We start from the raw sequence: 12736 nt of genomic DNA on the forward strand, positions 1-12736 counted from the left end.
TTAAGCTATTTCATTAAGTGCAATTTCTAATGCTTCTTTTCTTGTCTCAATGATGCCTTCAACTCCAAACTTAGCTAATCTATCCTTTACTTTTTCATTTGCTCCAGCAACAAATGCTTTTCTGGAATTATTTTTTGCTTCTTGCATCATATCCTCTATAGCGAGAGTCGCCGTCACTCCAAGTCTTGGTACATCAGTGATATCTAATATCAAAACCTTGTAGTTTCTCACTAGCATCATTCTCTCAGAAATACCTTTAGCTGCTCCAAAACTAAGTGGTCCTTTAAGTCTAAATAACATTACTTCTCCTGAACATCTATCTAGTAGTGCTTTTTCATCAGCAGGTAATGCATTTTTAGCTTGATCATGTTTTGATAGAGGATTATCCTCATCCATTCCTTCTAGTTGAGTTTCGGTTATTGAATCAATAGTGAGCATATTTGCAATGAATACACCAACTAAAACTGCCCAAATCAAATCCCAAAAAACAGTCATTAGAAGTACCCCGTACATTACAACTGAAGTTTTTAAAGATAATTTGTGAGCTCTCCTCAAGAATCCCCAATCAATAATATCTAGACCAACTTTTATAAGAATTCCTGCCAGCAACGCAGTAGGTATTTGCTCAGCTAAAGGTCCTGCCCCAACTAAAACTATCAACAATACAATTGAGTGAACCATACCAGAAATGGGAGTTGAGCCTCCAGATTTAACATTTATAACTGTTCGCATTGTTGCCCCTGCTCCAGGTAAACCTGAGAACAGACCTGCAACAGCATTTCCTATTCCTTGACCAATAAGTTCTCTGTCAGAGTTATGTTTTGTTTGAGAGATATTGTCTGCTACTAGAGATGTCAGTAAGGAGTCAATTGCACCAAGTACTGCGAGGACTAATCCTGCTTTAAAAATAATTGGGAAATATTGATTAAAACTTGGGAAATTTAAAGATGGAACTCCTCTGGGGATTTCTCCAATTCTATCAATAGCTCCATCTCCAAAAATTAAAATTGATATTGGCGTAACTATTAATAGGGCTAATAGAGGAGAAGGAACCCACTGACTTATTTTTCTAGGAGTGAGAAATACTATACCGAGTGTCATTATTGCTACTCCAATAGCAGCACCATTGGGCTGGAAATTTGAAAATACAGTAGTTAAAGATTCGACTACTCCACCTCGTGTGCTAATTCCAAGTAATGGTCCAATCTGAAGCGCAATGATTATTACTCCAATACCAGACATAAATCCTGAAACAACAGAATATGGAACTAAAGTTATATATTTACCTAATTTTAAAATCCCAAACAATATTTGGAGCAAGCCGCCAATGACTACTGCTGCCATCACTAAAGGTAAAATTTGTCCTGCTGAAAGATCTCTCGGAACCCCTACTGCTGCTAATCCTGCTACTACGCCTGCAACAGTTACACTCATGGGGCCTGTAGGTCCACTAACTTGAGCAGGTGTTCCGCCGAATAATGCTGCCAAAAAACCAACTACTACTGCTCCATATAGTCCATAAATTGCTCCGCCAGGTCCTAACGCAGCATTACCAAAAGCAAGAGCTAGAGGTAAAGCAACCACTGCTGCTGTGATTCCTCCAAGAATATCGCCTCTTACATTGTTCAGATGAAATCCATTAATTATTTTCAAAGATGCTCTCCTTAAAATAAATACTTAACTAAAAGATATTATCTCTTAATGACGTAAATTTGTGAAAAATGAAGTTTGTGCAAAATATTTTTGTAACTTTTTTTTCTTTTTTTAAATAAATTTTAGTTAATTTTCCTGAACAAAAGTAGTCTCTGATTGATTTATGTGCGAGGCAAGCGATTAATGTATTAGATAAATATTTTTCAACTTAAATTATATTAAATATGAATTCGATTATTCGTCCAAGAAGATTAAGAAGGACTGAGGCAATTAGAGAAATGGTTAGAGAAAACCATTTAAAGGCTTCAGACTTTATTTATCCATTATTTATCCATGAAAAAGATTTCAAAGAGGAAATTTCTGCAATGCCAGGAACTTATAGATGGGATATTAATGGCTTAATAAAAGAGGTTACTAGAGCATGGGAATTGGGAATAAGGTGTGTGGTTCTTTTCCCAAAAATAAATGATAGCTTAAAGACTGAAGATGGAGCAGAGTGTTTTAATGAAGACGGTTTAATACCCAAAGCTATTCGAATATTAAAAAAAGAGATTCCAGAAATGGCAATAATGACAGATGTTGCCTTGGACCCTTACTCGTGTGATGGACATGATGGCTTAGTTGATGAAACTGGAAAAATATTGAATGATGAAACTATTGAAATTTTAAAAAAACAAGCTTTAACTCAAGCTAGAGCTGGAGCAGATTTTATTGGCCCTAGTGACATGATGGATGGGAGAGTTGGAGCAATTAGGACTGCTCTTGATAGTCAAGGATTTAGTGATGTAGGTATTATTAGTTACACAGCAAAATATTCATCTGCTTATTATGGTCCGTTTAGAACTGCTTTAGATTCGGCTCCTAGAGAAAATACTAAGAAAGTAATTCCAGACAATAAGTCTACATATCAAATGGACCCTGCCAATTCAAAAGAGGCTTTAATTGAATCTGCATTGGATCAGTATGAAGGGGCTGATATTTTGATGGTAAAACCAGGAATTTCATATTTGGATATTGTTTATAGACTAAGCACATTTTCAAATAAGCCCATAGCTGCATATAACGTTAGTGGGGAGTATTCCATGGTAAAGTCTGCTGCTATGAAGAACTGGATTAACGAAAAAGATATTGTTTTAGAGACATTGCTTAGTTTTAAAAGAGCAGGAGCAAAATTAATACTCACTTATCATGCTTGTGATGCATCTCAATGGTTGCAGGATACTTAAAAACTCATTATTAACAAAAATTTGGTTTATTCTTAGATAAGTAATAAATTAATTGCTTTGTTTTGAAGTTTTCACAAGGAGTAAATAGGATTGGTCACATTGCACTTAGAGTAGAGAATCTCGAAAGGGCGAAATCTTTTTATATAAAGCTGGGAATGAATTTGGTTTGGGATGATAAAGATTGGTCTTATTTAGAGGCAGGTAAAGGGAAAGATGGACTTGCGTTGTTAGGCCCTAGCTACAAAGCTGCGGGACCTCACTTTGCTTTTCATTTTGAAAATAAAAAAGAAGTGGAAAATATTCAAAATGATTTAAAAAATTCTGGTGTAAAAGTTGGTCCACTACATGAGCATAGAGATGGAACAGCATCTTTTTATATGAAGGATACTGAAGGAAACTGGCTTGAAATGCTTTATGTTCCTCCTGAAGGGATTCAATCGAATGTTTGATTCTTTTTTTTTGTATGCAAGAGAAAAGTTATTCTAAAAAATCATATTCAGATAACACCTTAGAAGAAGAATCTATAAACCTTTTAGAGTGGGATTCATTAAAAACGCATTTATCTTCATTTGCCTCAACGGAAATGGGTAAACGATCAATTTTAAGTTTTGTTATACCTTCAGAATACGAGGCATCTAAAAGACTTTTAAATGAAACGGTTGAAATAACTGAGTTAGAAAATACTTTAGATAAATCAATTAGTTTTTCTGGTGTTTTTGAAATTAGTAGAAATATTAATATTTGTTCGAAGGGAGGTGTAATTTTATCTTCTGAATTGTTAGAAATAGCGAAAACAATTGCAGCAGCAAGAAATTTAAAAAAAATCTTATTAGATTTTGAACAAAGGCCTTATATTTCATCATTCATAAAAAATTTAATTGACCATCAGAATATCGAAACGATTTTTAAAAAAGGCATTGAATCGAATGGAAGGATTTCAGACAATGCTAGTAATGAACTATCTATTCTTAGAAAAGAATTTTTATCTAAGAAACTTGAAAGAAAAATATTAGTTGAGAAATTTATACAAAAGAATTTAGCTTATTTGCAAGATACTACTATTGGAGATCGATATGGAAGGCCTGTTTTAGCAGTGAAAGTTAATTATGTAGATAAATTTAAAGGAATAATTCATGACTCTTCATCTTCAGGAAATACAATATATTTTGAGCCTGAAAGTGTAGTAACTAAAGGTAATAAGATTGCTTCTTTAGAGGCTAGGATTACAGCAGAAGAATTTAAATTACTTAAGAAATGGTCTCAGGTTGTTAGTGATAATTCAAAAAATCTTATTGAAATGGCATCCATTTTATTAAGATTAGAAAATGCCCTAACTCGTTCAAGATATTCGAAATGGATTGGAGGTAAAACTCCTACATTTGAGAAAAATCCTATTATTTCTTTAATTGGTTTTTCTCATCCATTATTGATTTGGGAACATAAGAAAAAAGGAGCCCCTCCACCAGTAGCTGTCGATTTTCATATAAATAGAAATATTAAGGTTGTAGCTATTACAGGTCCAAATACTGGAGGTAAAACAGCAGCTTTAAAAGGTTTGGGCTTGTCTTTACTTATGGCTAGAGCAGGATTATTGATACCTTCAACTAATAATCCTGTTATCCCTTTTTGTCCAAATATATATGTGGATATTGGAGATAATCAATCATTAGAAGAAAATTTATCTACCTTCAGTGGGCATATATCCCGCATAAAAGAGATATTAGATTCGCTTGATTATAAGAAAGGATTATCAGTTGTTTTGTTAGATGAGATTGGATCTGGCACAGATCCTCTTGAAGGAAGTGCTCTTGCGATGGCTTTATTAAAAGAATTTGCAAATAAATCTGATATCACTTTGGCAACTACACATTATGGAGATATTAAGGCTTTAAAATATAACGACACAAGATTTGAAAACGTATCAGTTGCCTTTGATGAGGAATCTTTGAAGCCAAAATATATACTCAATTGGGGTATTCCTGGGAGAAGTAATGCTTTGTCAATTTCAAAGAGAATTGGTCTCGATGAAAGCATACTCAATGAAGCTGCAAATTATTTAAAGCCAAAAGAAATTGACAATATTAACAGTATTATTAAAGGACTTGAGGAAGAGAGGATTAAACAACAAAATTCTGCAGAAGCTGCTGCAGAATTGATTGCAAGGACTGAAATATTACATGATGAATTGAAGAGAAATTATGAATATCAAAAAATAAATGCTCAAAAAATCCAGGAAATTGAAAGGTCTAAATTATCAAAACATATTATATCTGCTAAAAAAGAGGTGATAGATTTGATAAAAAAATTAAGAGATAAAAATGTTAATGGAGAGGATACTAGAATTATTGGAAAAAGATTAAAGGAAATTGAGAGGGAACATTTAACCCCAAAAAAATCTGAAAAGTCAATATCATGGAATCCTCAGGTAGGCGATTTTGTAAAGATTAAAAGTCTAAATAGTACGGGACAAATTGTAGATTTAGATAAAAAAGGTGGTTTTTATGAAATTAAATGTGGTTCATTTAGAAGCACATTATCTGTAAATGACTTTGAAGGTATTAATGGAGAAAAGCCTAATTTTAAAAGTTCAAAAATTGAGATCAAGTCTACAAGAGAAGATTTTTCTTTTTCTAAAATTAGAACGAGTAAAAATACAATTGACGTAAGAGGGTTAAGAGTTCATGAAGCCGAAATAATTATTGAGGAGAAAATTAGAAAATTTCATGGACCGTTATGGATCGTTCATGGAATTGGCACAGGGAAATTAAAGAAAGGACTAAGAAATTGGTTATCAGGTTTAAATTATGTTGATAAGATTGAAGATGCAGCCAACAACGAGGGTGGCCCTGGTTGCAGTATTGCGTGGATAAAATAAAATTAAAAATACCTAGAAAACAATTTAATAATCGTATTAAGTGCAATTTATTGATCAAGCCAACATTATTCTTAAAGCTGGAAAAGGTGGAAATGGAATAGTTTCATTTAGAAGAGAAAAATTCGTTCCTGCTGGAGGACCTTCGGGGGGCAATGGTGGCAAAGGGGGTTCAGTTATTTTGATGGCTGATAATAATCTACAAACATTATTAGATTTCAAATTCAAACGTGAAATAATTGCTGAAGATGGATGCAAAGGAGGTCCTAATAAGAGATCAGGTGCTTCAGGTGAGGATACAATCCTTAAAGTACCCTGCGGTACAGAAATAAGGGATATTAAAACCGGCATTATTTTAGGAGACTTAACTAAACATAAACAGTGTTTAACTATTGCCATTGGAGGAAGAGGTGGACATGGTAATGCTTACTATTTAAGTAATCAAAATAGAGCCCCAGAATCATTCACTGAAGGAAAAGATGGAGAGATATGGGAGATTCAATTAGAACTAAAACTTCTTGCAGAGGTTGGGATCATAGGTCTTCCAAATGCTGGGAAAAGTACCTTGATTTCTGTTGTATCATCTGCCCGTCCAAAAATCGCAAATTATCCTTTCACAACTCTAATACCCAACTTAGGTGTAGTAAGAAAAATTGATGGGAATAGTTGCCTTTTTGCGGATATTCCTGGATTAATATCAGGGGCAGCTGATGGAGTAGGTTTAGGTCATGATTTTTTAAGGCATATCCAAAGAACGAAGATGCTTGTTCACTTAATTGATGCAATTGCAGAAAATCCTTTACATGATTTTGAGATAATTGAGCAGGAATTAAAAAAATATGGAAAAGGTCTTTTAGATAAAGAGAGGATAATAGTATTGAATAAAATGGAGCTGGTAGATGATGATTATTTGAAAATAATTTCAAAAAAGTTAGAAGATTTATCTAAAAAGAAAGTTTTAGTTATTTCTTCATCTTTAAAAAAAGGTTTATCTTCACTGCTTTCTGAAGTATGGAAAAGGATCTAACTTAAATTTAAAATTTTTTTGTAAAAAAAACACTTGATTTAATAATGAAAATTAGTCATAAATAAGATACCTCTTTAAACAAAATATGAATTTCTATACTTGCTTTGATCAACAAGGAAAAATAATAGCTAGATGTCAAACTATTCAAGATATTGAGGTTTTGAAGAAAATGGGAAGACCAATTGTAGAAGTCAAGGAAATGAAAAATGAAGAGTCGGTTGTATGTTCACTTACAGGAAGTCCATCCGACTTTAATAGAGATTACTAGTAGAATTAGTAAATAAAAAAAAGGGCTTTTAGAGCCCTTTTTTATTGTGTATTATCTATCAAAAGAAAAAATTTAATCATCATAAACAAGACATTCTGGTTCGTCTGGGTTGGCATCGCAGAATAGTTCCAAAGCATTAGGGTCATGTTTATCATCTGGATGATGATCCTTATACTCTTCGAGTTCTTTTAGCTCTTCAGTTAAATGTCTGACCTTTGGAAGATTGCCCTCTGCTTTTGCAGATTCGATTTCCGATTGATCTTTTTGGATGTGTTCGTCAATGGATTTCATTTTAAGCTTTTCATACTTTAGTAGACATACATAACATAGTTAATTTCTAATGAAATTGCATTATCTATGAACTAAATAAGTGTTCATTACAACATCATTTTTTTTGAAATTGATTTATTTTTTTTAGGACTCTACTTTCATTATGTCCTTTAGCGATGGTAAAACTGGGATTATTTGATTTGGGTTTAAAGGGAATAAAGCTTTGTAGTAATCTTTTTTCCATTTATTGTCGAAGCATGTCCTATTTACATTAGATAATTTAAAGAATTTTAATCTCCATTCAATAATCTTTTCAAAACTTGATAGTTCTTGTTCAGTACATTTGAAAAATTTGCTATATATTAATTCCCATCTTATAAGCGTTGGAAAAAGGTAAATATCTGCGTAGGTTAACTCTTCTCCAAATATCCAGTCCCCTTTATTTTTCTGTAGTAAATTTTCAATTTCATTTATAGCTGCGAAAAGATTTTTACTTGCTTTTTCGTAAGCTGACTGGTTTCTGGCGAAACCACATTTATATACGCCATCATTAATGCTGTAATTAATTAAATCTAAAAATTTTTGATTACCATCTTTAATACTTAATGACTGATATTTCGATTCACTTTTTATTGAATTGAGTAGTCTTATAATCTGTGAACTTTCATTAGAAAGAATATTTACTTCATCTTTTACAAAGCTAATTAAAAGAGGTAATGTCGCTCTAAAAATAATCTTTTTATTAGCTTTTTTGTAAAGGTCTGAAAGTCTTATGCATTCCTTAATCTTTGTATTGAAAATCCATTCGCCATGCTCAACGTCTGCCTTTAAAAAAATTACTTTAACTTTTTTAGATAAATCTTTTATTTCGTGTACGAGTAATGTTCTTTGACACCATGGACAAGAATGACCTACTAATAAATAAATTTGTCCATTCTCATTATTAATATCGTATTCACTATTAATGGTTATACCTTTAGGCCTTTTATAATTACCATATAAATCTGATGGCGCGAAGCCATTCATTAATTGGGTCCAAAACCAAAACCAGAATTTTCTGGAGGCCTTTATAAGGTATTTATTTTGCATAAAATTTTATTTTTAAAGAAAAAATGACTGTTCAAAGAATACTTATCGTTTCAGGCACGCATGGGAACGAAATTAATCCTGTTTGGGCTGTTCAGCAATTTAATAGAAAGGAAAATAGTTTAAATAATGGTATTGAGTATGAGTACATCATAGGTAATCCTGCTGCCTATGAAAAAGGTTGCAGGTATATAGATTTAGATTTAAATAGATCTTTTAAAGAAATTGAGAATTTTGATCAACATAAGAATAGCTTATATGAAATTAATAGAGCCAATTTTTTAGTAGATGAATTTGGAATTGACGGATCTAAACCCTGTCAAATTGCAATCGATTTGCACACTACTACTGCAAATATGGGAACTAGCATTGTTATGTATGGGAGGAGATCCAAAGATTTTTGTTTAGCTGCATTACTGCAGAACAAATTTGGATTGCCTATTTATTTGCACGAAAAAGATAAAGCCCAAACAGGCTTTCTTGTAGAAGCTTGGCCATGTGGTTTAGTTATTGAAATAGGAGCTGTCGCACAAAATTTTTATGATCAAAATATTATAAATAGATTCTCTCTAATAATTAGCTCCCTGAGGGAAGAGATAGATAAATTAAAAAATAAACTTATAGAACTTCCAAAGGAATTAGTAGTTCACGTTCATCAAGGGAGTATAGATTATCCAAGAGATGAAAAGGGCGATATTGATGGCATAATTCATCCTGAGAGAATAAACCAAGATTGGAAAATGATTAAAAGAGGAGATCCATTATTTCTGGATAGCCAAGGAATAATCCACAAATATGAACGGGACCAATTGATTTGGCCTGTTTTTATTGGAGAAGTTGCTTATAAGGAAAAAAAAATTGCCATGAGCTACACAAAAAAAGAAGTGATTTGTTCCAAAAAACAATGGGTTCAAGAGTTTGAAAGTTTTTAAATTAAGAAACCGGAACAATAAATCGTTGAAAACTAATAAGGATTTTTTATTTTATAGATAAGTTTATTTAATATTTAATACTTTTATTTTTTTTTTCTAATTTTTAAACCTTAAAAACCTAAATTCTTTGACTCCAATAAATAACAGCTCCAAAAGCCTCTAATTGCAGTCTTCTATGCTTAGCCTCTCTTAAGGAAACTACCTCTCTAGATCTTTTTCCGTTAAGAAGCCATTCGATTATTACCAAGTTGAATCCTCAATAACAAAGAAAATCTTAAGACATGGAAGTTCTTTTCTCCTGTTTTCCAAAAAATAAGTTTACTTAAAGAAAAAATATTTACACATTTTTAGCGATTTTGGTCTAAAATCTTCGAAGCGGAATTTATTTTCCGTTTTTATTTACACGTCTCATTTTAGAGACATACTTTACGAACTCATGACAACTATTCAGCAGCAGCGTTCTTCGCTGTTAAAAGGTTGGCCACAGTTTTGTGAGTGGGTAACATCAACTAACAACAGAATTTATGTTGGTTGGTTCGGCGTCTTAATGATTCCATGCCTTCTTACAGCAGCGGCTTGCTTCATCGTTGCATTCATCGCAGCACCACCAGTAGACATCGACGGAATTAGAGAGCCAGTTGCTGGTTCATTCCTATATGGAAACAACATCATCTCAGGTGCAGTTGTTCCTTCATCAAACGCTATTGGTCTACACTTCTACCCAATTTGGGAAGCAGCTACTGTAGATGAGTGGTTATACAACGGTGGTCCTTACCAGCTTGTAATTTTCCACTTCCTAATTGGTATTTCAGCATACATGGGAAGACAGTGGGAGCTTTCATACCGTTTAGGTATGCGTCCATGGATCTGTGTTGCATACTCTGCACCAGTTTCAGCAGCTTTCGCAGTATTCCTTGTATACCCATTCGGTCAAGGTTCATTCTCTGACGGAATGCCTCTAGGTATCTCTGGAACATTTAACTTCATGTTTGTTTTCCAGGCAGAGCACAACATTCTTATGCACCCATTCCACATGGCTGGTGTTGCTGGTATGTTCGGAGGATCTTTATTCTCAGCTATGCATGGTTCACTTGTTACTTCATCTCTAATCAGAGAAACAACTGAGACAGAGTCTCAGAACTATGGTTACAAGTTCGGACAAGAAGAAGAAACATATAACATCGTTGCAGCTCATGGCTACTTCGGTCGTTTGATCTTCCAATATGCAAGTTTCAACAACAGCAGAAGTCTTCACTTCTTCCTAGCTGTATTCCCAGTTGTTTGTGTATGGTTAACTTCAATGGGTATCTGCACAATGGCATTCAACCTTAACGGTTTCAACTTCAACCAGTCAGTTGTTGATGCAAACGGTAAGATTGTTCCTACATGGGGTGACGTTCTTAACAGAGCAAACCTAGGTATGGAAGTAATGCACGAGCGTAACGCTCACAACTTCCCACTTGATCTAGCAGCAGCTGAGTCTACAACAGTAGCTCTTTCAGCTCCAGCTATCGGTTAAGCTTAAAGTTCTTAAATTTACAAGCCCCCTTTTTGGGGGCTTTTTTTTGTTTAATTTTCAATTGGTTTCATATAATGTTTATATATAGATAAAACATTTGATATTTCTATGAGTAGTAGTTTTGGAAAAATTTTTCGTGTTAGTACTTTTGGAGAATCACATGGTGGTGCAGTGGGAGTTATTCTTGATGGATGTCCACCTAAGTTAAAAATAGATATAAATCTGATACAAAATGAATTAGATAGGCGCAGACCTGGCCAAAGTGACATTACAACACCCAGAAATGAAGAAGATAAAATTGAAATATTAAGTGGGATAAAAGAAGGGTTAACACTTGGAACTCCAATAGCGATGTTGGTAAGAAATAAGGATCAAAGACCAGTAGATTATAATAATTTGGAGCAAGTATTTAGACCTTCTCATGCAGATGGTACATATCATTTGAAATATGGAATTCAGGCAAGTTCTGGGGGCGGAAGAGCCTCTGCAAGAGAAACAATTGGGAGAGTAGCGGCTGGTGCTGTAGCAAAACAATTATTAAAAACTTTATGTAATACTGAAATATTATCTTGGGTAAAGCGTATACATGATATTGATTCTGATATAAATAAAGAGAAGATTTCTCTCAATAAAATAGATTCTAATATTGTTAGATGTCCTGATGAGAAGGTTTCAGCAGAAATGATCGAGAGAATTAAGGAATTAAAGCGTCAAGGAGACTCTTGTGGCGGAGTAATCGAATGTCTTGTAAGAAATGTTCCGTCTGGTCTTGGGATGCCTGTATTTGATAAATTAGAAGCTGATTTAGCGAAGGCTTTGATGTCTTTGCCTGCCACGAAAGGCTTTGAAATAGGTTCAGGTTTCTCTGGAACTTATTTAAAAGGTAGCGAACATAATGATGCCTTCATTAAGTCTGATGATATTAGTAAGTTAAGAACAATATCTAACAATTCAGGAGGTATACAAGGAGGAATAAGTAATGGCGAAAATATTGAAATGAAGATAGCTTTTAAACCTACAGCAACCATCGGGAAAGAACAGAAAACAGTAAATGCTGAAGGAAAAGAAGTGTTGATGAAGGCAAAAGGAAGACATGATCCATGCGTTCTCCCTAGAGCAGTTCCCATGGTTGATGCAATGGTCGCTTTAGTGCTCGCTGATCATTTGCTCCTGAATCATGCACAATGTGGCTTAATGCATAATTATTAATTCTGAAAGATAATTATATTTGTCTTTGATTTAATTATTTTTGTTATTTTTCAGACAGTCATATATTTTTGGATCAAATTTTTTATTTTTGATACCTTTATCTCCAATCACGATTGCTTTATATCCTAAAGATTTATAAGTTTTTACATCATTGATTGATAGGCCCCCAGCAGCAATGAAATCAATATTTTTAAAGTTAAGTATATCAATAGAACTATCTTTACCTTTTATTGGATAAATTTTGATAATGCTGCAATTTAAATTTATCGCTTCCTTAAGATCTTTTAAATTTTTAATTCCTGGAATTAATAAATAATTATTTGACTTCGCATAATTGAAAAGATTTTTATCCCAAAATTTCATCATAGAAAAATTTAATCCAATTTTTAATGAATCTTCTATTGATTGCTTATTGATTATAGAGGCAGAGCCTAAATTAATTCTTGGATATTTGAGTTTGATTTCGGATACAAAATCCAACCAATTTTTGTTGTTTGACCAACTTATTTCAATATTTTTTAATCCTATTTTTACTAAGCTTTCTAATTCATCAAAAAATGAATTTCTTATAGAGGTATTTGAGTAAATATTATCTTCAGGTTTTATAAGTAAAAAAAAAGAGTCTTTTTTCAGGAACTCCGAAAAAGAATCTTTTTTATAATTCATTAAAATTA

Annotated in this window: 13 protein-coding genes; 8 read left to right on the forward strand and 5 right to left on the reverse strand. The window is 33.1% G+C overall.

What is annotated here, in order from left to right; all coding sequences use genetic code 11:
- Complete coding sequence (locus HA145_RS01160) at positions 1–1653, reverse strand: SulP family inorganic anion transporter (protein ID WP_209127496.1); 1653 nt, start codon at positions 1651–1653, stop codon at positions 1–3.
- Positions 1654–1877: 224 nt separating this feature from the next.
- Here HA145_RS01160 and hemB point away from each other — a divergent pair, with 224 nt between their 5' ends.
- The 5 genes from hemB to HA145_RS01185 all read left to right on the forward strand — a co-directional run bounded on the left by hemB (position 1878) and on the right by HA145_RS01185 (position 7046).
- The gene (gene hemB / locus HA145_RS01165; RefSeq protein ID WP_209127497.1) at positions 1878–2879 is read left to right on the forward strand and encodes a porphobilinogen synthase; all 1002 of its coding nucleotides are present in this window, start codon (positions 1878–1880) and stop codon (positions 2877–2879) included.
- 62 nt (positions 2880–2941) lie between these two features.
- Positions 2942–3328, forward strand: a complete 387-nt coding sequence (locus tag HA145_RS01170; RefSeq protein ID WP_032523985.1) for a VOC family protein — start codon at positions 2942–2944, stop codon at positions 3326–3328.
- A gap of 14 nt (positions 3329–3342) precedes the next feature.
- Positions 3343–5754, forward strand: a complete 2412-nt coding sequence (locus HA145_RS01175) for an endonuclease MutS2 (RefSeq protein ID WP_209127498.1) — start codon at positions 3343–3345, stop codon at positions 5752–5754.
- Between the two features lie 40 nt (positions 5755–5794).
- Positions 5795–6778 (forward strand): Obg family GTPase CgtA, encoded by a 984-nt coding sequence (gene cgtA / locus HA145_RS01180; RefSeq protein WP_209127499.1) that lies wholly within the window; start codon positions 5795–5797, stop codon positions 6776–6778.
- 85 nt (positions 6779–6863) lie between these two features.
- Complete coding sequence (locus tag HA145_RS01185) at positions 6864–7046, forward strand: hypothetical protein (RefSeq protein ID WP_011817712.1); 183 nt, start codon at positions 6864–6866, stop codon at positions 7044–7046.
- A 72-nt stretch (positions 7047–7118) separates the two neighbouring features.
- On the opposite strand, the gene HA145_RS01190 is transcribed toward HA145_RS01185, so the two are convergent.
- Positions 7119–7337, reverse strand: coding sequence for a CP12 domain-containing protein (locus tag HA145_RS01190; RefSeq protein WP_019480078.1), 219 nt, complete (start codon positions 7335–7337; stop codon positions 7119–7121).
- A 123-nt stretch (positions 7338–7460) separates the two neighbouring features.
- Complete coding sequence (locus tag HA145_RS01195; RefSeq protein ID WP_209127500.1) at positions 7461–8405, reverse strand: glutathione S-transferase family protein; 945 nt, start codon at positions 8403–8405, stop codon at positions 7461–7463.
- A gap of 23 nt (positions 8406–8428) precedes the next feature.
- Here HA145_RS01195 and HA145_RS01200 point away from each other — a divergent pair, with 23 nt between their 5' ends.
- Positions 8429–9334, forward strand: coding sequence for an aspartoacylase (locus tag HA145_RS01200; RefSeq protein WP_209127501.1), 906 nt, complete (start codon positions 8429–8431; stop codon positions 9332–9334).
- A gap of 118 nt (positions 9335–9452) precedes the next feature.
- Here the strand turns inward: HA145_RS01200 and HA145_RS09595 are convergent, their stop codons facing one another.
- Positions 9453–9581 carry a hypothetical protein gene (locus HA145_RS09595; RefSeq protein WP_257469969.1) on the reverse strand — a complete coding sequence of 43 codons (129 nt, stop codon included), beginning with the start codon at positions 9579–9581 and terminating at the stop codon, positions 9453–9455.
- Between the two features lie 189 nt (positions 9582–9770).
- On the opposite strand from HA145_RS09595, the gene psbA reads away from it, so the two are divergent.
- Entirely contained in the window at positions 9771–10853 is a 1083-nt protein-coding gene (gene psbA / locus HA145_RS01205) for a photosystem II q(b) protein (RefSeq protein WP_002805533.1), read from the forward strand.
- A 108-nt stretch (positions 10854–10961) separates the two neighbouring features.
- The gene (gene aroC, locus HA145_RS01210) at positions 10962–12062 is read left to right on the forward strand and encodes a chorismate synthase (protein WP_209127502.1); all 1101 of its coding nucleotides are present in this window, start codon (positions 10962–10964) and stop codon (positions 12060–12062) included.
- Between the two features lie 30 nt (positions 12063–12092).
- Here the strand turns inward: aroC and HA145_RS01215 are convergent, their stop codons facing one another.
- On the reverse strand, positions 12093–12728 hold the full coding sequence (locus tag HA145_RS01215; RefSeq protein ID WP_209127503.1) for a bifunctional 4-hydroxy-2-oxoglutarate aldolase/2-dehydro-3-deoxy-phosphogluconate aldolase: 636 nt from the start codon (positions 12726–12728) through the stop codon (positions 12093–12095).
- Between the last annotated feature and the right edge of the window lie 8 nt (positions 12729–12736).

This window comes from Prochlorococcus marinus XMU1411 (genome assembly GCF_017696075.1).
In the GTDB taxonomy this organism is placed as follows: Bacteria; Cyanobacteriota; Cyanobacteriia; order PCC-6307; family Cyanobiaceae; genus Prochlorococcus_A; species Prochlorococcus_A marinus_V.